Raw genomic sequence first — 24,876 nt, 5'->3', positions numbered from 1 at the left:
GAATGACGATGATAGAAAAGATAAATAGTTGGCTTCATGCCGCATATGAATTCAAAGCGTCAGACATTCATCTCTCGGTCGGAGTGCCGCCTGTCTTTCGTATCAATGGAGAGCTAAAGCGATATGGAGAAAATACCCTGACTCCTGAAGACACGGAAACATTGGCCAAGCAAATGATTCCCGAATTTATGTGGGACCGCTTTGTAGAAAAAGGGGATCTGGACTTTTCCTATAGTGTCCCGGGAATTTCGAGGTTCCGTGTGAATGCTTACAGACAACGTAACTCTGTAGCGATAGCGATACGTATTATTCCAACAAGAATTCCGTCATTGGAAGAACTGCAATTGCCGTCAATCCTTCAATCATTGATGGACAAGCCTCAAGGATTGATTCTCGTAACAGGACCTACAGGTAGTGGGAAATCGACCACTCTAGCATCGATGATTGATTTTATGAACAGATCGCAGAAAAAACATATCATTACACTCGAAGACCCGATTGAATATTTGCATCGCCATAATCAATGTATGATTGACCAGCGTGAAGTCGGCATTGATACCGGAAGCTTTGCATCAGGTTTACGCGCATCTCTGCGCCAAGATCCAGACATCATTTTGGTAGGGGAATTACGTGACTTAGAAACGATACAGACAGCGATAACGGCAGCAGAAACGGGACATCTTGTTTTAGGTACTCTACATACGACAAGTGCACCATCCACCATTGACCGTATTATTGATGTATTTCCTGGCCCACAGCAGGCGCAAATTCGCATTCAACTTGCGTCCGTATTGGTTTCTATTGTTTCCCAACGTTTGTTTCCAACCATTGACCGACAGGGAAGAAAGGTAGCCACGGAGATTTTAGTCAATACACCGGCAGTGGCCAATCTTATCCGCAACGAAAAAATTCATCAAATCCAAAATGTGATGCAGACAAGCAAGGCGCAAGGGATGCACACACTGGATATGAGCATTAAAAGGCTCATCCAACAAGGCGATATAAGCAGATTATCAGCCGAAAGCTTCTTACAGGAGTCGATGCATCATGCCTAGGTTCACCTATACCGGCAGAAATACAGCCGGCAAGCAAACAGGAAGCATCACAAGCAGCTCACGCAGGGAAGCGATTGTGACGTTAAAAGAAAAAGGGATTCGAGTCATGAATCTCGAGGAAGTTCCAGAATCCATTTTTACAAAAGAAATTACCATCGGGAACCCAGTTAAGCTTCGTGACTTTGTCATCTTTCTGCGCCAATTTTCCACCCTGATCCGTGCGGGAATATCAGTGGTAGAGGCGACGAATGTTCTGGCACAACAAACTTCCAGTAAGGCGTTGAAGCGGGTATTGTTTGATGTGGAAGAAGAGATGAAACAGGGGAATCCGCTATCAGAGGCGGCAGCCAAGCATCCAAAGGTATTTTCCACTATGTTCATCAATATGATCAAAGCGGGGGAAGCAAGCGGTGCTCTGGACGATACGTTAGATCGCCTCGCAACACAGTTTGAAAAGCAGAACGAGACAAGACAAAAGATCGTGTCTGCCTTAACTTATCCGCTTGTACTTGGGGTTATCGCCATTGGAGTCGTTATCTTTTTACTTGTAGGCGTAGTACCAACGTTCGTGGCGATGTTCAGTGATTTTGGAGCTGATCTTCCGTTAATTACGAGATTTGTCCTTGGGGCAAGTGAATGGATGCAGAGCTTTTGGTGGTTGTTTCTTCTAATTGTGTTAGCAGCTGTAGTGGGCTTAAGTGCAATGAGTAAACAGAAACAGACCAAATACTATATTGACTATGCTTTACTGCGAATTCCTATCTTCGGGCCGCTGTTACAAAAGGCGGTTATTGCCAGATTAACAAGGACACTTAGTTCTTTATTTTCCAGTTCGGTGCCTATTCTACAGGCTATATCGATTGTTGAGAAGATTGTCGAGAACGAAGTCATTGCGCGAGTGCTAGCTGCTAGTAAAATAGAACTAGAAAAAGGGGAGTCTCTTACAGGTCCCATGAAAGATCATTGGGCATTCCCACCACTTGTTACGCAAATGATCACTATCGGAGAAAGCACGGGATCATTGGATTCCATGCTGGATAAAATCGCTGAGTTCTATGAGAAGGAAGTAGACTATGCAACCGACAGATTAAAGAGTCTAATAGAACCATTAATGATTGTTGTGCTCGCTGTCATAGTAGGGACTATAGTCACATCCATTCTAGTTCCAATGTTCGATATTTTTAACCACATTCAGATGTAGAAACGTGTAAAATCTTATTGAAATTTGAAAGATAGTATAATAGAATTATATTAGATTCGAATACTACATATTTCCATATAGGGAGGAAAATTACGATGTTACAAAAATGTAGAAAAATGCTTAAAAACGAAAAAGGATTAACTTTGATCGAATTACTTGCTGTTGTTGTTATTTTGGGGATTATTGCTGCGATTGCTATACCTAGTATTAGTAACATTATTGAAAATTCAAGAGAAGATGCACACGAAGCTTCAGCTCAACAAGTAATGAGTGCTGCAAGACTTGCTTTAATTAATGAACCAGCTTTAGCTACAGGTACAACTTTAGATATTGCAGATATAACTGAGTATCTAGAGAATTTCGATTCCTCTGAATACAGTTCTATTGTTATTAACATTTCAGGTGATAAAGTTACAAGTGTAGTGTTAACACCTACCGGAAAATCAGCAATTACTGTTGAGCCAAAGACAACTACTGAAATAGAAGAAGATTAATATTTTTATTCGGATATTATTGATGAATAATTACTCTACTTTATTAGTCTTTGTCTTCGCCCTCCTCCTAGGCTCCTTCTACAACGTAGTAGGCCTTCGGATTCCAAAGGGTGAGTCAATAGTCACACCAAGATCACATTGTACGAATTGCAAGACCACATTGACGGGGCTAGATTTAGTTCCCGTCCTTTCATATGTATTTCTTAAAGGGAGATGTCGGCACTGTCAAAAGTCCGTGTCTCCTATTTATCCATTATTCGAGCTTTTAACGGCTGTGCTTTTTGTCCTAGCTCCGATTCTAATGGGATGGACGTATGAACTAATCGTCGCATGGACCTTCATTTCTATGTTGATTATTATTGTTATATCAGACTTGCATTATATGATTATCCCAAACAAGATTTTACTTTTCTTCTTAGGACTATTCATCTTAGAACGCTTTTTCATTCCGTACCAACCTATACCTGAGCATCTCATTGGAATGGCAGTGGGGTTCTTGATTCCCTTTTTGGTCGCCATCATTTCAAAAGGCGGTATGGGTGGAGGCGATGTCAAACTGTTTGCTGTATTGGGGTTTGTTTTAGGGTGGGAACTTGTGATTCTAACGTTTTTCCTATCCTCCCTCATTGGCATGATTGCAGCGCTAGTAGGGATGATGTTTGGAAAAGTCAAAAGGGGTGTCCCGTTTCCGTTTGGGCCTTCTATCGCACTCGCTGCACTTATTACATATTTTAAAGGGGAACAAATACTGCATTGGTATTTTACTTTACTCTTCTAGTAAATCATCTTACATAAGGAGCTTTCTGGATGGAATTTTCGTTTCTGCAACCAAAGCAAAACAACTTCATAAATATTATTATCCGTGACCATGTTATTCGAATGGTTGAGTTGAAGAGTTTGGATCCTCTCACCGTTAAACGCACAAATGAGCGATTTTTGCCGCCAAATATTGTGCGTGATGGAAAGATTGTCGATGAAAATATTTTTCGTCTGATTTTAGAGGAATGTGTGGAAGATTGGGGCCTGAAGCGGAAGCATGTCCGTTTTGTCGTTCCAGATCAATATGTTGTCACACGAAAACTGACCATCCCGTCTAACATTATGGACGATGAGATTATTGGTCACTTGTATTTGGAGTTAGGTTCCACCATTCACTTGCCTTTTGAGGATCCGGTATTTGATGTACATGTACTTCATCGTTCGGAAAAGACGGAGCTTGTCCTTTTTGCTTCCCCAGAAGAAGTCGTGACTCAGATGTCCACCTTACTGGAAGAAAGTAAATTAAAACCAGCCGCAGCGGATGTTTCTGCCCTATGTTTGTACCGCCTTTATTATGAATTTGGTCAGCGCAATGAACAGGATCACTTGTTAGTCGTTCATTTTGATGTAAGCTGTATTACTCTAAGCATATTCGTGAACCATGTTCCTGTGTTTATGCGCACTGTGGCTTTTCCTCAGGACATGAAAGTGTGGGAAGTATCGGTTACCAATACGCAGCTGGAGTGGGCCGGGGATATTGTTCAATTTAATGTCTTCTTAGAGGATTTCATCGTCGAAGTAGAGCGAATCATGAACTTCTTCCGTTACTCCTTAAATCAAGGGAATGAAGAAATTAACAGAATTCTCCTTCATGGCGATCATCCGAACTTCCCGTTAATATTGTCAAAGCTCCGAGAAAAGATTTCTGTAAAAGTAGATACGTTTGAGCAGGATGTTTATACACAAGACCAAGAGACGGTTGACCCAAAATATTACTATTCCTTAGGGTTGGCATTAAAAGAGGTGCAATGATGCTAGTTGATATCGACTTATTACCAAAGAGAAAATCACGAAATATCACCACACCTCTAGTATATGGGATTTGTGCCTTCTTCCTATTGTTTGTGGCAATCATTCTTTTTACATTTTCTAATATGGTGAATAATGATGTGGAGACCGCTGAACAGGATTTAGAGATGACTCAGCAACTTAGAATTGCAAAAGAAGAGGCGATGAACCGTCCACAAAACTCTTCTTCCGCACAGCGCCTAGAAGATACGGTAGCTTGGGCTGAAGAGTACCCGCTTGAAATGGTGCCCGTCATGCAGGACTTGATCAGGTTGCTACCAGAACGCGGATTTATACAAAGCTTTTCTTATGATGAAACAGGATTATTAAATCTTTCCGTTCAGTTCGACGAGTCAAGAGACGCGGCCTATTTTCTCTATCATTTAAATGAGTCTCCTCAATATCACTCGATTGATCTTTCTTCTATTTCAACCGTTGAAGTAGGCGATGAAGAATCGGTCGATGTACTGCCTAGATATGTTGGTCAATATACCCTCGGGTTTGACAAAACTGCATTTCAAGCAATGGATGAATTAGAAGAGGAAGAAACAGAAGATGGAACGGAAACTGAAACTGATACAGAAACGGACGAGGATGGAGGCGAAGGACTATGATGATTGAATTAGAGCGCAAACATTATGTTCTTCTTAGCTCCTGTGTTCTCCTTATTGTATTGGGAATTGCAGGCTTCTATTATTTATCCTATGCACCAAAAGAAGTACGAGCTGAACAACTTCAACAAGAAAAAGCAATTGAAGAGCAGCTTATTCAAGTGTTGGAACAACAAGAAGAAACCGCACAGGCAAATGGAAATACAACAGTGGAGCTGCAACGAAAAATTCCTGTTACTCCTTTTCTAGAACAACTTATTTTGGAATTGGAAAAAGCAGAAGTATTATCAGAAAGTACCATTGTAAATATGTCTTTTGGAGAAGGGGAATTTGTCCCTGCTTCTACTACCTTAGAAGAGTATGAAACGATGCATGATGAAGAGGACGAGACAGTAGAAGAAGAGGTATATCTTCCGGAAGGATTGAAGAAAGTGACGGTCAACTTGTCCGTTGAATCGGAAGTATATGAAGATTTGTCCACCTTTCTAAGTTCATTAGAAAGTTTAACTAGAATTACACAGATCGAATCGGTAAGTTTCACTGGTCAGCCGGAAGTCACTTCAACAGATCAGGAACTGCAACCATTAACTTATTCAGTTACGCTTTCAGCTTTTTATCATCCAGAGTTGGAAGATCTAATGGAGGAACTTCCTCCTTTATCAGTCCCTGAACCTGCTAACCGAATTAATCCATTTATCGACAATGATTAAATTATTTCCGTGGAAATGGTCGAAATAGTAAGTCCGTCAAAGAAAGTGTCGGAAAAGAATTAGGACAAGACGACAAAAGTCTTGTTCTTTTTTTTATGGCCTATGATAGGATGAAACAAATCTGACCAAGACAAAAATTGTCAAATGTACACGGAGGTGGGAAAAGTGGACAATCACCAGGTGAAAATAAAAATAAACGGAAAAGAAAACTCGTACGGCTATGGTAAAAAGAAAAACAAGCACAATAAGGAGAAAGTACAGCCAGAGCAAAAGGATGTTCCGGTAAAAGATGATTTCCCGGAAGAAGAAAGGCCAATCATCATTGTAGATGAGACTGCAGCCGCAGCGGAGAAAAAAGAGGAAGAATTCGAGTGGGTCCTTCCAGAAGAAACACCAGCTAAACCAAAAAATAACAGTAAAGATTCTTCAACTAAGCCCTCTTATATTGAAGATCTCCGCCAGCTGAACAAGGAAAAAGGAAAAGGATCGAAAGCGCGGCCAGCCCCGTTTGGAAAAAAGAAAAAATTAGTCCCTCCATCTTTCTCTAAACAATTATTAGTTTCCATTGGTATGGCAATCGGAATTGGAACCTGTCTCGGTTTTCTCATTTTAGGAGTCATGAACATGTCAGAATCACCAGTCAATCCTTCAGTGCCTACAGCTGCCCCGGCTCCGACAGGATCAAATGAACCAACAGACACTCCAGCAGCTGTAAATGGGGATGGCAGTGCTACCATTCCTGCTCAAAATATTTCCGTTCTCCAGGCGGGTGCTTTTTTTACTCAGGATGGTACACAGGCAGAAATGGACAGACTGAAAGCTGCTGGTTTACCTGCAGTTGCTGTCGGGTCTGAACCAACTTTTGTCTTGATGGCGGTAGGACACAGTGTAGATGGAATGAAACAGATTGCAACTGGAGTCCTAGATAAAGGATTTGAACCTTTTGCAAAAGAAATATCCTTATCAGAAAAAACAATAGACTCCCTTACGCAACAAGATACGCAGTTACTGCAAGAGGGACAGACACTGTACAATCAGTTAACGGTGGCGACAGCTCTTTTATTACAAGGCGGCTCACTAGACAGCGCAACAGCAGAAAGTCTAAATGCTTCCTTTGAAAAAGTGGCAGCCATTAAAGATGCTGAACTGTCAGAAGCAACAAAAGGATGGAAAGCATCCCTTGACGGTGCCTACCAAGACCTAAAATCCTACCAAGATTCTAAAGATGCCCAAACCCTATGGAATGCCCAACAAAAACTCTTAGATGCCACAGCGTTTTTATATTAGATAATAAGTGGATTGGAGTGTTTAACGAATAAGGGAAGCCTCAAAAACAAAATTTTGAGGCTTTTTTTCTGGTCAAAAAACAATCTTTATAAAACGCTATAAGATATTTGTTCCTACGACTTTCTTTGTGTTAGGATTAACCTGTATCTCTCGAAATTTCTAACTATTTGCGGAAGGTGATAAAACATGAAACCTCTTATTTTAGCCTCAGGATCCCCCAGAAGAAAGGAACTTCTCCAACAAGTACATCTCCCATTTACAGTGAAGGTAAGCAACATCGAAGAAACATTTGACCCAGAATTAACACCAGAAGAAATCGCCACCACTCTTGCCTACCAAAAAGCCCAAAGTGTGTTCCAAGAAAATCAAGAAGCCGTTGTGATCGGCTCTGATACAATTGTCGTCCTTGGTGATAAAGTTCTTGGAAAACCGGAAAGTGAAGAAGAAGCAAGAGCTACCTTAAGAACATTAAGTGGAAACACCCACCATGTCATCAGTGGAGTGGCTATTCTCAGTAAGGAAAAAGATGTAACTTTTTATGAAAAGACATCTGTTACGTTTTGGGAACTGACGGATGAGGATATTAATTTCTATATTCAATCAGGAGAACCGATGGATAAGGCAGGTTCTTACGGTATTCAAGAAGTAGGAGCTCTTTTTGTAAAAGAAATTAAAGGAGATTACTTTTCTATTGTGGGGCTTCCGCTTTCAAGAACGGTTCGTGAATTGAAAAGTTTTCGATAAATAGACCGTTGCATGACCCTCCATCTACTTAAGGAGGAAAATGAATTGGAATCCACTAAATCCACAGCACTGATGATTAAAGATTACCCTGAAGATCAACGGCCAAGAGAGAGAATGATTCAGGATGGACCAAAAAGTCTGTCTAATCATGAGCTACTTGCAATTTTGCTTCGTACAGGATCCAAAGAGGAATCGGTTCTACAGCTTGCTAACAAGTTGTTGGTGAACTTTGAAGGGCTGAGATTGTTAAAAGATGCTTCTATTGAAGAGATTACGGACACAAAAGGTATTGGGAAGGTAAAGGCTGTCCAATTAATGGCAGCGGTGGAGCTTGGGAGAAGAATTCACCGGCTGCAATATGAGGACAGGTATGTTATCCGTTCGCCTGAAGATGCAGCGAATTTTGTCATGGAAGATATGCGCTTTTTATCACAAGAACACTTTGTCTGCCTTTACTTGAATACAAAAAATCAGGTTCTTCACCAGCAAACTGTGTTCATCGGAAGTTTAAATGCGAGCATCGTCCATCCACGCGAGGTGTTCAAGGAAGCTTTCAGACGGTCAGCGGCATCCTTCATTTGTATCCATAATCACCCATCCGGCGATCCAGCTCCTAGTCGTGAAGACATAGACGTGACGAAACGTCTCAGCGAATGCGGAAAGCTAATTGGCATAGAGCTTTTGGACCATTTAATCATTGGTGATCAGAAATTCATCAGTTTGAAAGAAAAAGGCTATGTGTAAGTACTATGCTTTTTTCATATCCTACGCTATAATATTACTCATGAGTTTGGAAGGACAACCTTCTTAATCCATCAAATTTCTACAATAAACGTTATCCACATGTTAATGAAAATATATGGGCATGCTTCGTCCTTTTTATCACTTTTCATTTACCACTATTACGCATTAGTATCAGAAAGGGAGATACACTTATATGTTTGGAACGAGAGATCTTGGTATTGACTTGGGAACAGCCAATACATTAGTTTTTATTAAAGGAAAAGGGATCGTTGTGCGTGAGCCGTCGGTTGTGGCGCTTCAAACTGACACAAGATCCATTGTTGCGGTCGGAAACGACGCAAAGAACATGATCGGTCGTACGCCGGGGAATGTTGTCGCATTGCGTCCGATGAAAGACGGAGTTATTGCGGACTACGAAACAACGGCAACGATGATGAAATATTATATTAAACAAGCGTTAAAAAACAAAAGCTCCTTTTCCCGCAAGCCATATGTGATGGTATGTGTACCATCCGGAATTACAGCGGTAGAGGAAAGAGCGGTAATTGATGCGACTCGCCAAGCCGGAGCTCGTGACGCGTACCCAATCGAAGAGCCGTTTGCAGCGGCAATTGGTGCCAATCTTCCAGTTTGGGAACCAACAGGAAGCATGGTGGTAGATATCGGTGGCGGTACGACAGAAGTTGCCATCATTTCACTAGGTGGAATTGTTACCAGCCAATCCATCCGTGTTGCTGGTGATGAAATGGATGATGCAATCATCGCGTATATCCGCAAAAATTATAACCTGATGATCGGGGAGCGCACAGCAGAAGCATTGAAGCTTGAAGTTGGTTCTGCAGGAGATCCAGAAGGCATTGAACCAATGGATATCCGTGGCCGCGACCTATTGACTGGTCTACCTAAAACGGTAGAAATCACTGCTAAAGAAGTGGGAGAAGCGTTAAAAGATACAGTAACGGCTATCGTTGATTCTGTAAAAGCGACATTAGAGCGCACTCCACCAGAATTAGCGTCTGATATTATGGACCGTGGAATCGTTCTTACTGGGGGCGGAGCTTTACTTCGCAACTTAGATAAAGTGATCAGTGAAGAAACGAAAATGCCGGTTATCATTGCTGAAAACCCATTGGATTGTGTAGCTATCGGAACAGGGAAAGCATTAGATTATATTGATGAGTTTAAAAAGAAATCAAGAGATTATCGCTAAGTAGGTGTTAAGTCATGCCACAATTTTTCCTCAATAAAAGGTTGATTATTTTGTTGGTGAGCTTAATTTTTCTGGTGGCATTGATTGGTTTCTCTTTAAAAGAACGGGACGATTTGACGTGGCCTGAACAGTTTGTAAAAGACACAACAGGCTTTGTTCAATCTATCTTTTATAGGCCCGCACATGTTGTCGCGGGTTTCTTTGATAATGTAGGATATCTAAAGGATACGTATGAAGAGAATAAAGTGCTCCGTGCTAGACTAGAAGAATATGCTCTCTTGGAAACGAAAGTCCAAAAGCTAGAACAAGAAAATGAAGAATTCCGCGAAGTAATCGGCGAGCTCGATTCACTGAGCGATTTTGAACCAAAACCAGCCACAGTAATTGGCAGAAATCCAGACCAGTGGGTCGAACAAATTACTTTGAATAAGGGTAAGCAAAATGGCGTGGAAAAAGATATGGCCGTTATCACATCAGGCGGTCTAATCGGTAAAATTAAGCAGGCAAATGCTTTCACTTCCACTGTGCAATTGTTGAGTTCATTGGATCCTAAGAATCGAATCTCTGCATACATACAAGGGGAAGAAGATATCTTCGGATTGATTGAAGGATATGATGAAGAAAAAGGTGCCCTGCTATTAAAAAGAATTCCTCACCAAGCAGAAGTAAAAGAAGGGGAAACCGTTCTATCCTCTGGTCTTGGTGGTGTATTCCCTGAAGGTTTAATGATTGGGGAAGTAACAGAAGTAGTGGCAGATGAGTATGGATTAACGCAAATGGCTTATGTGAAGCCGGCAGCTGATTTCTATGACATCAACCATGTAATGATTGTTAAGCGAACACTAATTTCCGAGGAAGAATCAGGGGAAGCATCTGAAGAGGGGGGCTCTGAGTGAGAAAATACGTCTTACCAGCCCTGCTTCTTTTCTTGTTTATCCTGGAAAGCATGAGTGTCGACTTCTTTGGTTTGCACAATTTTCATGAAGAATGGATTATTGTGCCAAGGTTTATGCTGATTGTCATTGTTTTGTGTGCCATTTATACAAGCCCATATGTAGGTTTGATTTGTGCGATGCTCTTTGGCTTTTTGTACGATGTGGTTTACACAGAAATTTTAGGTGTGTACCTGTTTGCATTTGGAATATCCGTCTATATCGTGTCTAGTATCTTACGATTTGTGAATACAAACTACTTGATCTCCTTCCTAATGGTGCTGGTGTCCATCTCCATTACCGAACATCTTGTATTTGGCATTCACTCCCTAATCGGAACCACTGAACTGACACATTCCGACTTCCTATCCATGCGCATGGTACCAACACTCATCTTCAATGCCATCATCGCATTACTCCTGCTCTTTCCAATCAAACTGTTTATGGAACGCCTGGCAATCGAGCAGAAAGATGAGTTGACTTGATCTTTTAAGTGATTCTATTAAAGTTTAAAAGATTCCCCTGTAGATTGGTGTGCAAGGGGTGAGACTCCTAAGGGAGGTAGCGGTAGACTTGAGACCCCACAGGCGAAGCGAGCCACTGAAAAACCGATAACGTAAAGTTTATTATGTTTCCTAGCTGGTGATTGTAGCAAATGGGGAAGACTCCTGAGGGAGTTAGCGCTAGGTGGAGACCCCGCAGGCGAGGAGGCTCCAGCAGTGCCCCTAGGAAAGCGAAGCTATTTGCGGAAATCAACAGCGGTGTTTTAGTGAAATTCTAAAATCAAAGTCTTTTTCAGTGTCCTCGGAGAAGCCGAGGAGGCTCAAGCACCGCCCCGTGGAAAGCGAACCCCTGGAACGGAAATCTACAGGAGTAAAATGGAATCGTATAAATTTAGGAGTTTCCTAAAAAAGCCCAATCCCTATAAAAAGGGACGGGCTTTTCCATTACATACTAATTCTAGCAATCTTTTTTTATTTTATGAGTATAGGAAAAAGGAAATAGAAGGACAATGTCGAATTATATACTTGTTGAGGTGAACGTCGTGAATAGACAAAAACAACAGTATGTAACCATTAAGGGCACAAAAGAGGGCCTAACCCTGCATCTCGATGATACATGCTCATTTCAAGAGCTTTTAGCTGAAATAGAAGCAAAACTAACGTCGAATAGCAATCCAGACGAAACCCCTCTCCTAGGAGTACGTTTAAAAGTAGGGAATCGTTTTCTAACCAATAAGCAACAAGAAAAACTACGAGATGTAATACGAAGCAAGAAAAATTTTATCGTAGAAGACATCGAAAGCAATGTCGTCACAAAAGAACAGGCCATTCAGTGGAAAAAGGAATCAGAAATTGTTCCCGTTGCACGGATGATCCGTTCAGGACAAGTCCTTGAGGTAGAGGGAGACCTTCTACTCATTGGCGATGTGAATCCCGGTGGAACAGTGAAGGCAGGCGGAAATATCTTTGTACTTGGTGCATTGCGCGGCAGCGCGTATGCAGGACTTCAAGGAAAAAAAGATGCCGTCATTGCAGCGAGCTTGATGAAGCCAACATTGCTGTCAATCGATAACACGATAAACCGCGCTCCAGATTTAAGTGAGCAACTAGAAGGAAGCAGTGAAATGGAGTGCGCCTATATAAATGATCAAGATCAAATTGTCATAGACCGCTTACAATTGCTTTCACAACTAAGACCGATGTTAACACGGCTTGAAAGGAGAATGTAACAAGTGGGAGAGGCTATCGTAATTACTTCTGGTAAAGGTGGAGTCGGCAAGACAACAACTTCTGCAAATATAGGAACGGCTCTTGCCTTGCAAGGAAAAAGAGTATGTTTAGTAGATACAGATATCGGGCTAAGAAACCTCGATGTTGTCATGGGACTTGAAAACCGTATTATCTATGACCTGGTGGACGTTATTGAAGGACGTTGCAAAACGCACCAGGCCTTAATTAATGATAAACGATTTGAATGCTTAAAACTTCTGCCGGCTGCACAAACGAGTGACAAGTCGGCGGTAAAACCTGAACAGATGAAGAAACTGGTGGCAGAGCTAAAACAAGACTATGACTATATCATCATAGACTGTCCTGCAGGAATCGAACAAGGCTTTCAAAACGCCATTGCCGGCGCCGACAGAGCAATTGTCGTGACCACACCTGAAGTTTCCTCTGTTAGGGACGCAGACCGTATTATCGGCCTGCTTGAAAAAGAAGAAAACATGGAACCACCAAGGCTTGTCGTCAACCGTATCCGCAACCACATGGTGAAGAACGGTGAAATGCTCGATGTTGATGAAATTGTATCCATCCTGGCAATCGATATTATCGGAATCGTGGCAGACGATGACAGTGTCATTCGTGCCTCCAACAGTGGCGAACCGATCGTCATGGATACAACTAGCAAAGCATCTATTGCCTACCGCAACATTGCTAGACGAATCCTAGGTGAATCCGTACCACTTCAATCCCTTGAAGATGAAAACAAGGGAGTTATGTTTAAAATTAAGAAGTTCTTTGGTGTACGCTAAGGACATGATGAAGCCGTCTCTTTTTTAGGGGCGGTTTTTTATAATGAAAAAGCCAGCTCTGAATTAGAGCTGGCTTACCTCAGAGCTTTTTCACTACAGTAATACTATTTTTAGAAGGGTTTGCGCATGAGTCAGCCTGGACAACGGTCGGTTCTGGCTTGAACCCAAATGAAACATTTCCTTCTACACATATGCTTCCGTTATTCAGTGTAATAGGTTTTTCAAAAATAGCAGAGTTTCCTACAATTATTCTGGCACCATTTCCAACTGTTGTCTTTTGAGCGAATAAGTTGTTTTCCACATAAAGTTCTGTTTTGTCTTTTAACGTTAGATCACTTGTAAACTTTGCAGAATCACCTACATATATATCAGCGTTTGTTTCTAAGGTGGTTCTTTGGACCTGCAATCTATTACCCGCTATCAGGGAGGCTCCATCCTTGATATCGAGGTCTCCCGAAAGTCTTGCGTTAGACAAAACATTAAGTGTTGAATTTTCTTTTAACTCTGTTTTTCCGTCATTAAAGAAGCTCTCTTTTATGGTTAATGATTCACCTGATGTAACCACAAGTCCGTTCAAATATAAGCTCTTTAAAAAAGTCTCAGCACCACGGCACTTACTACCGTTGTTAGGTTTAAAATCAAGAGAGCTGTTTAACTTGAAACTTTTGTTAATATCCTTCCACGGACAGTGTTGAGGTTTGTCAATATTTATATATTGATTAAAATTATCGTTTGCAATGTCCTCGAATACCACCTCTTCCATAGGTGGTTCTCCTGGATTTGGAGCTTCAACTTGATTTTCTTCTTCATTTTCCTCCCATTCCCTAATTACTTCATCTAGAGGTGTAATCCTCGCAATAGCTGTATTCATGTTAAATTCTTGGCCATGTTCGTTTACGAGTGTGAATTTCACCAAGAGTGGAGAATAAATATCTACACTATTTATACAATCATTCGTGCTATCTATTGTTTTGTAAGAGTCAGGGTTCTCAATTGCATTAATAAATTCTACGTTTTTAAATTTATAGTTTTCATTTCCTAAAGAATTAGTTAAAGTAGTGTCTAAATATATCTTTTCATTAGATTCGTAACACAAAGAATAGGAATAAGGCCCTTCATTTGAATCTGGCTCTTGATGTATTTGTCGCAATTTGGTAATAATTAAATTAGCTTCTTGTCTTAGGGCATTGTGCTCATAGGTCGTTTTGTTTTGCTTAGCGGCAGAAACAAACACACTTGTTGCAAGGCCAATAACTATCGCGCCAATTACAATGGTTGCAAGCAACTCTATTAGCGTTAGGCCACGTTCATTTTGAACATACTTTTTCATATTATCACCACTTTATCCACAAATTTTAAAAAGAATAGTAGGTTGGTTATGTTGAAATTCACTAGGGAAAAGATAAATAATGACAGTGGTTTCACTTTGTTGGAGGTATTGGTATCTATTGTCATATTAAGCATTATAATTTTAACATTCTTAAGCTTTTTCTCACAAGCATTGCTTTTTTCTGTCAAAGAAGAGGATAATCTAGTTGGTGTAAATATTTCAGAAAGAATTTTGTATTATGTCGAAGGAAGTAGTACAATAGAATCAGTTCTAAGTGCCAATACATACTCGTGTGATGCGGAACCTCATTCTTTAGTATCATACATTGCAGATCAAGACCCTCAAGATGAATGGCAAACCTACCCTCCAGATTTAACAAAACTTTTCTTTACCCAAAATAATAGGACTTACTACTCATATGTTACCATATGTCAATCGGCAGAGGAAACTGATTTAAGTCTGCACCGGGTACATATTAAAACATATCAATCTATGAATAATGCTAGTCAAGATCGATTTATCTATGAGACCTATCAATATGTAAATCTGTTTGAATAGAAGGGGGATTTAAGTTGAATGTACTTAGGAATGATAAAGGCTATACCATTCTGATTGTTCTTCTTACAATTGTTGTAATTGGACTAATAGCTCCACCGCTAATTAACAGCGTTATGAGCAGTTCCCTTCAAAATCAAAAAACAGAAGAAAATGTGCAACTTGAGAATCTAACTGAGATGGGAATTCGTTATTTTAGAAATGATGTGGCGAAAAATATTACAGCTGGCGGCATGACTACATCGAAGAGTCCTGATGAGATTATGGCTGCGTTAAAAAAGATAGATGAAGCAGAATTAATTCCATTAGGCACAGACAGTGGAACGATGAAGTATCGAGTGGGGTATATAAATGAGGTAAGATATGATCCTGAGGATACCAACTATATTTTGATAGATTATAAAAGTGAAGCCTTTGTTAATGATGCTATGGATGACAAAGTGGAAACTTATCGTTTAAAGTATACTGGATCACCTGAGGGTGGGGAAGAAGAAGAAAATGAAGAAAACCCTCCTCCTTCTGGTGGAAATGATAGAGGTTGCTTAGACCTCAACAGTAAAAACGGAAAAATACATCTATCAGGAAAAACATATTGCTATCTAAAAGGCAGCTTTGTTATTGATGAACCGATAAAAATAACTGGTCAGGCTACGCTTGAGATTGATGGATCCGTCGTTTTTAGGAAATCAGTTGATATTGCAGGTCAAGGTAATTTAGATATATTCGGATCCATACATTTTAATGAGAATGTCTTTGTAAGAGGTAATGGAAAAATAATTATTGATGGCTCGGTACAATTTGATAAACCACCATCAAGAAAAGGCAACGGCAGTATAAAAGTTAATAAACAAGAATACAAATAAACTTTCTCTTCATAGGGAAAGTTTTTCTTTTTGCACAACACCCCCGTCATATCCTCCCCGGACAAGTCATAAAATGGTACAAACCTATTTGCGGGAAGGGTGTTTGTATGAATGATCGGATAGCGGAAATAAGAAGAAGGGCCGCAAAGAGAAGACGTCAGCGGCAGAATCAGTTGCCGAAACGGAACAACATAGGATCAACGCAACAGTTAATGCGTGATGAGGAAAGATATGGGGGTTCTAGTTATACCTCTTATGAAGGGGGACCAGATGGAGGCGGGGGGCATCCGTTATTTAACAAGGAGCTTTTCCTGTTTAAAATTTTGGCATCGGCCATTCTTGTGCTGGTGGTAGCCATTATGTTCCAGAATCCTACGAGTACTTTCGAAAAGCCGCGTCAGTTCGTTTCTAAAACGATGGAGCAGAGTTTTCAATTTGCAGCGTTCACTTCATGGTATGAGGAGAAATTTGGAAAATCGTTGGCGTTGTTGCCATTGCCGAAAAGTGCCGATCAGCCAAACGTCAATGTGGATGATTATGTCATACCGGCTTCTGGACGAGTTTTCGAAAGCTTTGAAGCGAATGGGCAGGGTGTAATGGTGGAAACGATGGCCCATTCCAATGTGGAGGCTATGAATGGTGGGTTTGTTTCGTTTGTGGGGAACCGAGAGGATACAGGCAAGACGATTATCATCCAGCATCCCGATGATAGTTATACGTGGTATGGTCAGCTTGGAGAAGTGGAAGTGAAGCTGTTTGATTTTATTGAAACGGGCGATGTGCTCGGCAAGACCACGGTCCTTGAAGATGGTTCCAAAGGGATGTTTTATTTTGCCATCCAAAAAGATAATGAATTTATCGACCCTATGCAGGTGATCTCATTTGAATAATAAATGGCTGAGGCTATTACAAAAAATTCATGTACATCCACTAATGTGGTTTCTCGCCGGGTTGGCCATTTTAACGGCGAATTTCCGGGAGCTGCTTATTTTATTTTTTATTGTATTTATCCATGAATTGGGCCATGGGATTGCGGCAACTCACTATAATTGGCGCATCAAACAGGTGTTGTTGCTGCCATTTGGCGGGGTTGCCGAGATGGAGGAGCATGGAAACCGTCCATTAAAAGAGGAGCTGGTTGTGACGCTTGCTGGTCCCCTGCAGCATGTATGGCTTTCAGCAGGCGCATTCCTCCTTTTTAAGCTTGGTTATCTTTCTGGTGGCATGTGGGAACTGTTTTTTACTTTTAATATCATGATTTTCCTCGTGAACCTATTGCCGATCTGGCCGTTGGATGGTGGGAAAATCATGGGGTTGCTGTTTAGTCGTACGTCCGCTTTTGCACAGGCTCATGAGCGAACGTTGCAAGCTTCCTTTGTGTTCTTGGCGCTTTTTTGTGCAACATATCTGGTTATTGACCCGTTACACATTAATATTTGGATCATCACAGTGTTCCTGTTTTTTTCCTTATATACAGAGTGGAAGCAGCGGCACTTTGTCTTTATGCGCTTTTTGATGGAACGTTATTATGGAAAGAATAATTCGTTTTCAACGATTACTCCGATTGTTGTGGATGAAAAAGAAAAGATTCACCAGGTGCTTCAGAAGTTTAAGCGAGACTGCAAGCATAATATTATTGTAATGAAGGGGAAGGACAAACAGCCTCCGCTTGATGAAAATGAACTGCTGCATGCTTATTTCAAGGAGAAGTTGACGACAATTGATATAGGAGATATCCTGTATTCATACTAAAAACTTCACTTCGAAAGCTGAGGCTATTTCATTGATAGAGTTAATTATGGATATGAAAGCGACAGAAAAAAGAGTCGCGATAAAAGAGGATGATAAAATTGTTGAGCTGCTGATAGACCGGCCGACAACGCATCCGATAGAAGGGAATATTTATATTGGTCGCGTTGTGAATGTCCTGCCAGGCATGCAAGCCGCTTTTGTTGAATTTGGACAAAAGAAGCCGGGATATCTTCACCGCGACCATTTGTGTTCCTATCAAACCTCCACACTTTCTAAAGCGGAAAAAGAACAGAAAGGGATCTCTCATTTTGTCCACCAAGGGGAAGCGATTCTTGTGCAGGTGGTAAAGGAGGGCGAGGGAACAAAAGGCGCAAAATTAACTGGGCTTCTAGAGTTTCCAGGTACACATATCGTGTATCAGCCTTTTGGAATGTACAAAGCAATTTCCAAGAAAATGTCGGATGCCAAAAGACAGGAATGGCGAAAGCTTCTGCAAGAATGGCTGACTTCGGATGAAGGGGTTATTTTACGAACGGCAAGCGAGCATGTTGCGGCAGATGTTGTAGAGGCAGAACTGCTAGAGTTACAGCGACAGTTCCTTGAGGTGCTGGAGAAACAGAGTGCATCAGTAAAGGTGCCTTCACTAGTCCACGAAGAGGATCATTTTTTATCCAAAATAATTCGGGAGATTCCACCTGCTGAGGTAAAACTTGTGGAGGTAGATCATGCGGGGACTTCGCAGTTTTTGAAAAAGAAGGGCTATCCTGTCCGATTTTATCAAGGTAAAGAAGGCATATTTAAAAGAAGAGGCATGGAACAGGAGCTTGAGAAAGCGTTGAAACGGATTGTTTGGCTGCCAAGCGGCGGATATATCATAATCGAACATACCGAAGCGATGACGGTCATTGATGTAAACACAGGCAAATACATAGGGAAGACGGGGCTTCAAGAGACCGTGTTGAAAACCAACCTCGAGGCTGCAGTGGAAATTGCTAGACAGCTTCGCCTAAGGCAGATCGGTGGTATCATTATTGTTGATTTCATTGATATGGCTAATGGTTCGGATCGAGATCAGGTGCTACGTCAAGTTAAGGGGGCGGTACAGAAAGACCGCTCACATGTGAGAGTAATTGGATTTACGGAATTAAATTTGCTGCAGTTGACGCGTAAAAAAGTTCGTGAGCCGTTGACGAAGATGCTGTTGCAGCCATGTTCTCCTTGTGATGGGAAAGGTGTGGTATTCTCAGTAGATACCGTCACCTACCAGCTGGAACGAGAACTGTTGGAGTTTAAAGGAAGCGATGTAGAAGCTGTTGTTGTGGAAGCAAGTCCGGAAGTGGTGGACAAGCTGATGGGGTTGCCTGATATAATGGAGCGAAGTGGTATCCAGATTTATTTTATAGAAAACGACGGGGTACCACGTTTTGAAGTGCGTTTTGCCGGTTCTGTCGAGGATGCGAAAGAAAGGGTAAAAACGCTGTGAAACCTTATTGACATAAGGGTTTGGAATATGCTAAGATGTTCTTTGTTAGTTTGTAGCACCCGTGCTACAACCGCACAGTCCAGGTTCCATGAAATATGGGCGTGAATTCGTTACATATACCTGACACTGGCGAGTCTGAGTCTATTGAGGAGGTGCAAGAGAATGTACGCAATTATTGAAACAGGTGGTAAGCAAATCAAGGTTGAAGCAGGTCAAACGATCTACATCGAAAAACTTGATGGTGCTACTGGAGATGTAGTAACTTTCGACAAAGTTCTTTTCGTTGGTGGCGACAATGTTAAAGTTGGTAGCCCACTAGTAGCGGGAGCAACTGTAACGGCTAAAGTTGAGAAACAAGGTCGTGCGAAGAAGATTACTGTATTCAAGTACAAAGCGAAGAAAAACTACCGTAAAAAACAAGGTCATCGTCAACCTTACACAAAAGTTACTGTTGATGCAATCAACCTGTAATTTAAAGGTGATCGGATGATTAAAGTTACAATTAAACGAGACGATCACAAGCTGATCCAATCGTTTACCATAACTGGACATGCTAACTTTGCCAAAAAGGGTGCAGATATTGTGTGTGCCGGTGTTTCTGCTGTATCTTTCGGTGCGGTGAACGCTGTTATGTCACTATGTCAGGTTACTCCTGATATTGAGCAAGGGGCAGATGGATTTTTAAAGTGTTCGGTCCCATCCGACTTGGATGAGTCGACATTTGAAAAAGTACAACTGTTGCTAGAAGGTATGGTTGTGTCTTTAGAGACGATTGAACGTGACTATGGAAATTATATAACCATTTCTAAGTAGGAGGTGGAATACATGTTAAGATTAGATCTTCAGTTCTTTGCTTCCAAAAAGGGAGTAGGTAGTACTAAAAACGGTCGTGACTCTCAATCCAAACGTCTTGGCGCTAAGCGTGCAGACGGTCAACAAGTTTCTGGTGGTTCTATTTTATACCGTCAACGCGGTACTAAAATTTACCCTGGAGCAAACGTTGGACGTGGAGGAGACGATACATTGTTCGCGAAGGTTGACGGAATCGTTCGTTTCGAGCGCCTAGGCCGTAACCGCAAACAAGTTAGCGTATATCCTGTTGCTCAAGAAGCATAATTCCAAAGGAACTCTAGCCTATGTTTAGGTTAGAGTTTTTTTAATGCAAGCGATTTTAGGTTGATTTGATTATAAGCGATTATATATAGCGCTTTGTGATCCCCTTCGACATAAAGGGCTAAAATCCTTTAGGGGTCTGACCCCCTTTTCTTCTTTTTTTGTGCTATAATCGACATAGTCAAGAAGGTATTGGTATTAAAGTTTGGACTAGGAGTACGGTATTATGAGAAATAGAGGGACGTTGGATGTGTTGCGTCATTCGAGGCATGATTGGCTTAATCGGATTCAGTTGATTAAGGCGAATTTGTCGCTTGGACGGTTGGAGCGAGTGAATAATTTGATAGAGGAGATTGTGCTTGAGGCCAATCACGAATCCAACTTGACGAATTTACAAGCCCCTGCATTTGCGGAATATCTGATTACATTCCATTGGGAACCAAGACTATTTTCGTTGGAATATGAAATTATCGGAGAGCCTGTAAATCTGTCAAAAGCGGATGAGCTATTGTACAAATGGATTTCTTCTTTGTTTACCGACCTGGAAAATGCGGTAAACAAAAAAGCAGATAACCATTTGTTTTTAAGTTTGCATATAGAAGAAGCGGAAATTCGTTTCTTTTTTGATATAAATGGAATACTAGAAGATACAGACTTTTTAACGGAGTGGCTGCAAAGACAGCCGGAGAGCTTCTCAGTGGTTGAACAAGAAATAACCCAAGAGCAAAGTACTATCCAAGTGTCTTACAAGCTTTAAAAAATGAACGCAAAAGGTGTTTTATCAACCTTTTGACATATCGGAGTGAATAATCAATGTTTGTCGATCAGGTCAAGATTTATGTAAAAGGTGGCGACGGCGGGAACGGAATGGTTGCCTTTCGTCGTGAAAAATATGTACCGGATGGAGGACCAGCCGGCGGTGATGGCGGAAAAGGAGCGGACGTCATTCTTCAAGTAGAAGAAGGCTTACGCACACTAATGGATTTCCGTTACAAGCGTCACTTTAAAGCAAACCGTGGAGAACATGGAATGTCCAAAAACCAGCACGGAAGAAATTCGGAAGCCATGATTGTAAAGGTTCCACCGGGAACTGTCGTTATGGACGATGATACAAAAGAAACATTGGCTGACTTAACAGAACACGGCCAGCAATATGTAGTAGCAAAGGGTGGCCGCGGAGGTCGCGGTAATACACGATTTGCTACACCAAGAAACCCTGCTCCAGAAGTTGCTGAAAACGGGGAACCAGGTCAAGAGCGCTATGTTGTTCTTGAGTTGAAAGTGCTTGCGGATGTAGGACTTGTAGGATTCCCAAGTGTAGGGAAATCCACACTTCTTTCCGTAGTTTCTGCAGCAAAACCGAAAATTGCGGAATACCACTTTACTACGATCGTACCTAACCTTGGGGTAGTAGAAACCGAAGATGGCCGCAGCTTTGTTATGGCCGATCTACCTGGATTGATTCAAGGGGCACATGAAGGTGTGGGGCTTGGACATCAATTCCTTCGTCACATCGAGCGTACAAGGGTCATCATCCATGTCGTGGATATGGGCGGATTAGAAGGCCGCGATCCTTATGAAGATTACAAAACGATTAATGAAGAGTTAAAAGAATATAACCTGCGTCTGACAGAGCGTGCGCAAATTGTTGTAGCAAACAAGATGGACATGCCGGATGCAGAAGAAAATCTTGAGACATTCAAGCAGCAAGTAGGCGATGATGTAAAAGTATTCCCTATCTCTGCGCTAACTCGCAGCGGTCTGCGTGACCTTTTATATGCAGTCGCGGATGAGCTTGAACATGCTCCAGAATATCCATTATATGAAGAAGAAGCAATTGAGCAACGCGTGGTTTATAAGCACGAGGAAGAAGAACTTCCATTTATGATTACACGTGATCCGGACGGTGCCTATGTCTTGTCAGGTGAAAAACTTGAAAAACTGTTTGTAATGACCAACTTCAACCATGAAGAGTCCATCAAACGTTTTGCCCGTCAGCTTCGTGGTATGGGTGTTGATGAAGCATTGCGTGCACGCGGTGCCAAAGACGGCGACATCGTACGTCTACAGAAATACGAATTCGAATTTGTTGAATAGATTGGCCAGAGGGGATAATTCATTTTATCCTCTCTTCTTTACATATACATAATACTTGCAGTGATTACCTCCTGTTGACTGTAGCGTAAGGTGTGAGAATCCGGCGGGAGGTAGCGGTAGATTTGAGACCCCGCAGGCTTGCCGGGGAGGCTCAAGCACCGCCCCGAGGAAAGCGAACACCTAGAGCTAAAGTCAACAGGAAGTTAACGAGATAATTGAAAGAATATCCCTTAAAAAAAGGAGAGATATCCGATGTTAGAGGAGAAGTTTTTTTTAGTGCGGGAGGACGTCCTGCCAGAAGCGATGAAAAAGTCGATTGAAGTAAAAGAAATGCTTGCACGCGGCAAAGTGGATTCCATCGCTGAAGCGGTTCAAAAAGTGGACCTCAGCCGCAGTGCCTTTTACAAATATCGTGACACCGTTTTTCCGTTTCACACTATGGTAAAAGAAAAAATCATGACCTTGTTTTTTCACCTAGAAGATCAGACAGGTGCGTTATCGCAACTTCTTGCAACGGTAGCAACTGTCGGCTGTAATGTGTTGACCATTCACCAGACCATTCCACTGCAAGGAAAGGCAAATGTGACGCTTTCCCTTGATATGTCTGGCTTAAAAGGTGATATCAACGCTTTACTTTCGATGCTGAAGCGATTAGAATTTGTAGATAAAGTAGAGATCTTAGGGACAGGCGCTTAAGTTTTAGTACATGTGTTACCCTAAGGAAGCATAGTGGAGATAGGGGAGTAGAGAGCATGACAAGAATTGGATTTTTAGGACCAAAAGCAACCTTTACTGATATGGCGGTTACAAAATTTTTTCCAGAGTCTAGTAAAAAAGCGTTTTCCACAATACCTGAGTGCATGGATGCAGTGTTAGAAGGCAAGGTCGACATGGCGGTCGTTCCACTTGAGAATGCAATTGAAGGATCTGTCAATGTGACGCTTGATTACCTTATTCACGACTGTCCTTTGCCGATTGTCGGCGAACTGACCATTCCAATTAGTCAGCATTTATTAGTTCATCCTGATCATATAAAAAATGGCGGAGAGCTGGAAGTAATCTATTCCCACTCCCACGCAATTGCCCAATGCCATAAATTCTTACATAAAAACTATCCGAATGCAGTGTATGAAACCACGTCCTCCACTGCCGCTGCCGCAAAACTGATTTCCGATCACAGGCTTTCCAAAAAGGCCGCCTGCATCGCAAATTCGCTTGCTGCAAAAGAATATAACTTAAGTGTATTGCAAGAAAACATTCATGACTATGACAACAATCATACCAAGTTTATTATCCTGCATCGCGATGAGACAGTGATGCTTCAAAATGGAGAATACGGTAATGTTGGAGAGAAGACTACACTAATGGTGTCGCTCCCAACGGACCAATCCGGCGCACTTCACCAAGTGTTATCCGTATTTGCATGGAGAAAGCTTAACCTGTCAAAAATAGAGTCCCGCCCAATGAAAACGGGTTTGGGTAATTATTTTTTCATTATTGATATTAATGAGGAAGCGGCTCATCCGTTGATTCCGCCAGCGATTGAGGAGCTGGAGGCACTTGGGTGTTCGGTGAAAGTGTTGGGGAGATATAATAGTTATTTATTGAAATAGTGTTGTTTTGTTAGGAAAACCCGTCTAGGGGTGCTGAAGTTAGGTGCATCTTTGGGCGGTTTTTTGTTGTTGGTGGGGGCGCGCATTCTATACGACCGAAGAGAGGAAGAAGCAGGGTAAACAGTCAAATAGAACGGTTCTATACGCCCGAGGCCGGGAGAAAGTAGGGTAAACAGTCAAATAGAAGCGTTCTATAAGCCCGAAGCAAGAAGAAAGCAGGAGGAAAAGTCTAATAGAACGATTCTATAAGCCCGAAGCGAGGTGAAAGCAGGAGGAAAAGTCAAATAGAACAGTTCTATAAGCCCGAAGCGAGAAGAAAGCAGGAGGAAAAGTCAAATAGAACGGTTCTATAAGCCCGAAGCGAGAAGAAAGCAGGAGGAAAAGTCAAATAGAACGGTTCTATAAGCCCGAAGCGAGAAGAAAGCAGGAGGAAAAGTCAAATAGAACGGTTCTATAAGCCCGAAGCAAGAAGAAAGCAGGAGGAAAAGTCAAATAGAACGGTTCTATATGCCCGAAGCGAGGTGAAAGCAGGAGGAAAAGTCAAATAGAACGGTTCTATATGCCCGAAGCGAGGTGAAAGCAGGAGGAAAAGTCAAATAGAACGGTTCTATAAGCCCGAAGCGAGGTGAAAGCAGGAGGAAAAGTCAAATAGAACGGTTCTATACGCCCGAAGCGGGGGAAAAAGCAGGTGTAAGGTCCAATAGAAACTTGTCTTTCCG

General features: G+C 41.7%; 28 protein-coding genes, 1 pseudogene and 1 other annotated feature. Of the genes and pseudogenes, 28 read left to right on the top strand and 1 reads right to left on the bottom strand.

What is annotated here, in order from left to right; translation table 11 throughout:
- Nucleotides 1-8: 8 nt before the first annotated feature.
- The 16 genes and pseudogenes from FZC76_RS08435 (at nt 9) to minD (ending at nt 13,351) form a co-directional block, all read left to right on the top strand.
- Entirely contained in the window at nt 9-1,055 is a 1,047-nt protein-coding gene (locus FZC76_RS08435) for a type IV pilus twitching motility protein PilT (RefSeq protein WP_148987790.1), read from the top strand.
- The gene (locus FZC76_RS08430; RefSeq protein ID WP_148987789.1) at nt 1,048-2,256 is read left to right on the top strand and encodes a type II secretion system F family protein; all 1,209 of its coding nucleotides are present in this window, start codon (nt 1,048-1,050) and stop codon (nt 2,254-2,256) included. Before FZC76_RS08435 ends, FZC76_RS08430 begins: the two co-directional genes overlap by 8 nt.
- Before the next feature lie 95 nt (nt 2,257-2,351).
- On the top strand, nt 2,352-2,750 hold the full coding sequence (locus FZC76_RS08425; protein ID WP_148987788.1) for a type II secretion system protein: 399 nt from the start codon (nt 2,352-2,354) through the stop codon (nt 2,748-2,750).
- Between the two features lie 22 nt (nt 2,751-2,772).
- Nucleotides 2,773-2,982, top strand: a pseudogene (locus FZC76_RS23680) (prepilin peptidase); the annotation flags it as partial.
- Between the two features lie 3 nt (nt 2,983-2,985).
- A complete protein-coding gene (locus FZC76_RS08420) occupies nt 2,986-3,528 on the top strand; it encodes a prepilin peptidase (RefSeq protein ID WP_392396826.1) in 543 nt (180 codons plus the stop codon).
- A 29-nt stretch (nt 3,529-3,557) separates the two neighbouring features.
- Complete coding sequence (pilM, locus tag FZC76_RS08415) at nt 3,558-4,541, top strand: type IV pilus biogenesis protein PilM (protein WP_148987786.1); 984 nt, start codon at nt 3,558-3,560, stop codon at nt 4,539-4,541.
- Nucleotides 4,538-5,191: a PilN domain-containing protein gene (locus FZC76_RS22965; RefSeq protein WP_187441997.1), complete on the top strand. Its 654-nt coding sequence runs from the start codon at nt 4,538-4,540 to the stop codon at nt 5,189-5,191. The genes pilM and FZC76_RS22965 overlap by 4 nt, the downstream gene beginning before the upstream one ends.
- A complete protein-coding gene (locus tag FZC76_RS08400; RefSeq protein WP_148987783.1) occupies nt 5,188-5,898 on the top strand; it encodes a pilus assembly protein PilO in 711 nt (236 codons plus the stop codon). The genes FZC76_RS22965 and FZC76_RS08400 overlap by 4 nt, the downstream gene beginning before the upstream one ends.
- A gap of 165 nt (nt 5,899-6,063) precedes the next feature.
- The gene (locus tag FZC76_RS08395) at nt 6,064-7,185 is read left to right on the top strand and encodes a hypothetical protein (protein WP_148987782.1); all 1,122 of its coding nucleotides are present in this window, start codon (nt 6,064-6,066) and stop codon (nt 7,183-7,185) included.
- Between the two features lie 186 nt (nt 7,186-7,371).
- Complete coding sequence (locus FZC76_RS08390) at nt 7,372-7,929, top strand: Maf family protein (protein WP_148987781.1); 558 nt, start codon at nt 7,372-7,374, stop codon at nt 7,927-7,929.
- A 72-nt stretch (nt 7,930-8,001) separates the two neighbouring features.
- Nucleotides 8,002-8,673, top strand: a complete 672-nt coding sequence (radC, locus tag FZC76_RS08385; protein WP_034774828.1) for a RadC family protein — start codon at nt 8,002-8,004, stop codon at nt 8,671-8,673.
- A gap of 193 nt (nt 8,674-8,866) precedes the next feature.
- Complete coding sequence (locus FZC76_RS08380; protein ID WP_010195904.1) at nt 8,867-9,883, top strand: rod shape-determining protein; 1,017 nt, start codon at nt 8,867-8,869, stop codon at nt 9,881-9,883.
- A 14-nt stretch (nt 9,884-9,897) separates the two neighbouring features.
- The gene (mreC, locus tag FZC76_RS08375; RefSeq protein WP_148987780.1) at nt 9,898-10,779 is read left to right on the top strand and encodes a rod shape-determining protein MreC; all 882 of its coding nucleotides are present in this window, start codon (nt 9,898-9,900) and stop codon (nt 10,777-10,779) included.
- Nucleotides 10,776-11,300 carry a rod shape-determining protein MreD gene (gene mreD / locus FZC76_RS08370; RefSeq protein ID WP_148987779.1) on the top strand — a complete coding sequence of 175 codons (525 nt, stop codon included), beginning with the start codon at nt 10,776-10,778 and terminating at the stop codon, nt 11,298-11,300. The genes mreC and mreD overlap by 4 nt, the downstream gene beginning before the upstream one ends.
- A 527-nt stretch (nt 11,301-11,827) precedes the next feature.
- Nucleotides 11,828-12,547 (top strand): septum site-determining protein MinC, encoded by a 720-nt coding sequence (minC, locus tag FZC76_RS08365; RefSeq protein ID WP_148987778.1) that lies wholly within the window; start codon nt 11,828-11,830, stop codon nt 12,545-12,547.
- A gap of 3 nt (nt 12,548-12,550) precedes the next feature.
- Nucleotides 12,551-13,351, top strand: coding sequence for a septum site-determining protein MinD (minD, locus tag FZC76_RS08360; RefSeq protein ID WP_148987777.1), 801 nt, complete (start codon nt 12,551-12,553; stop codon nt 13,349-13,351).
- Nucleotides 13,352-13,430: 79 nt separating this feature from the next.
- Here the strand turns inward: minD and FZC76_RS08355 are convergent, their stop codons facing one another.
- Nucleotides 13,431-14,681: a PulJ/GspJ family protein gene (locus FZC76_RS08355; protein WP_148987776.1), complete on the bottom strand. Its 1,251-nt coding sequence runs from the start codon at nt 14,679-14,681 to the stop codon at nt 13,431-13,433.
- A gap of 48 nt (nt 14,682-14,729) precedes the next feature.
- Between FZC76_RS08355 and FZC76_RS08350 the strand changes: the two genes are divergently transcribed.
- The 12 genes from FZC76_RS08350 to pheA all read left to right on the top strand — a co-directional run bounded on the left by FZC76_RS08350 (nt 14,730) and on the right by pheA (nt 24,157).
- On the top strand, nt 14,730-15,239 hold the full coding sequence (locus tag FZC76_RS08350) for a prepilin-type N-terminal cleavage/methylation domain-containing protein (RefSeq protein WP_148987775.1): 510 nt from the start codon (nt 14,730-14,732) through the stop codon (nt 15,237-15,239).
- Between the two features lie 14 nt (nt 15,240-15,253).
- Nucleotides 15,254-16,099: a hypothetical protein gene (locus FZC76_RS08345; RefSeq protein WP_148987774.1), complete on the top strand. Its 846-nt coding sequence runs from the start codon at nt 15,254-15,256 to the stop codon at nt 16,097-16,099.
- A 107-nt stretch (nt 16,100-16,206) separates the two neighbouring features.
- A complete protein-coding gene (locus FZC76_RS08340) occupies nt 16,207-16,989 on the top strand; it encodes a M23 family metallopeptidase (RefSeq protein ID WP_148987773.1) in 783 nt (260 codons plus the stop codon).
- A complete protein-coding gene (locus FZC76_RS08335) occupies nt 16,982-17,851 on the top strand; it encodes a M50 family metallopeptidase (protein WP_316246598.1) in 870 nt (289 codons plus the stop codon). Before FZC76_RS08340 ends, FZC76_RS08335 begins: the two co-directional genes overlap by 8 nt.
- A 31-nt stretch (nt 17,852-17,882) precedes the next feature.
- The gene (locus FZC76_RS08330; RefSeq protein ID WP_148987772.1) at nt 17,883-19,334 is read left to right on the top strand and encodes an Rne/Rng family ribonuclease; all 1,452 of its coding nucleotides are present in this window, start codon (nt 17,883-17,885) and stop codon (nt 19,332-19,334) included.
- A gap of 58 nt (nt 19,335-19,392) precedes the next feature.
- Nucleotides 19,393-19,481: a sequence feature (ribosomal protein L21 leader region), on the top strand.
- A 15-nt stretch (nt 19,482-19,496) separates the two neighbouring features.
- Nucleotides 19,497-19,805 (top strand): 50S ribosomal protein L21, encoded by a 309-nt coding sequence (gene rplU / locus FZC76_RS08325; RefSeq protein ID WP_148987771.1) that lies wholly within the window; start codon nt 19,497-19,499, stop codon nt 19,803-19,805.
- Nucleotides 19,806-19,820: 15 nt separating this feature from the next.
- Nucleotides 19,821-20,147, top strand: coding sequence for a ribosomal-processing cysteine protease Prp (locus FZC76_RS08320; protein WP_148987770.1), 327 nt, complete (start codon nt 19,821-19,823; stop codon nt 20,145-20,147).
- 12 nt (nt 20,148-20,159) lie between these two features.
- On the top strand, nt 20,160-20,450 hold the full coding sequence (gene rpmA, locus FZC76_RS08315) for a 50S ribosomal protein L27 (protein ID WP_148987769.1): 291 nt from the start codon (nt 20,160-20,162) through the stop codon (nt 20,448-20,450).
- 223 nt (nt 20,451-20,673) lie between these two features.
- Nucleotides 20,674-21,204, top strand: coding sequence for a Spo0B C-terminal domain-containing protein (locus FZC76_RS08310; RefSeq protein WP_148987768.1), 531 nt, complete (start codon nt 20,674-20,676; stop codon nt 21,202-21,204).
- A gap of 56 nt (nt 21,205-21,260) precedes the next feature.
- On the top strand, nt 21,261-22,544 hold the full coding sequence (obgE, locus tag FZC76_RS08305; protein WP_148987767.1) for a GTPase ObgE: 1,284 nt from the start codon (nt 21,261-21,263) through the stop codon (nt 22,542-22,544).
- A 252-nt stretch (nt 22,545-22,796) separates the two neighbouring features.
- On the top strand, nt 22,797-23,240 hold the full coding sequence (locus FZC76_RS08300) for an ACT domain-containing protein (protein WP_010195933.1): 444 nt from the start codon (nt 22,797-22,799) through the stop codon (nt 23,238-23,240).
- 56 nt (nt 23,241-23,296) lie between these two features.
- Entirely contained in the window at nt 23,297-24,157 is an 861-nt protein-coding gene (gene pheA / locus FZC76_RS08295) for a prephenate dehydratase (protein WP_148987766.1), read from the top strand.
- Nucleotides 24,158-24,876 lie beyond the last annotated feature (719 nt).

It is taken from the genome of Sutcliffiella horikoshii (assembly GCF_008180725.1).
Classification (GTDB): Bacteria; Bacillota; Bacilli; order Bacillales; family Bacillaceae_I; genus Sutcliffiella_A; species Sutcliffiella_A horikoshii_B.
This window is presented reverse-complemented; position numbering and strand designations above follow the sequence as displayed.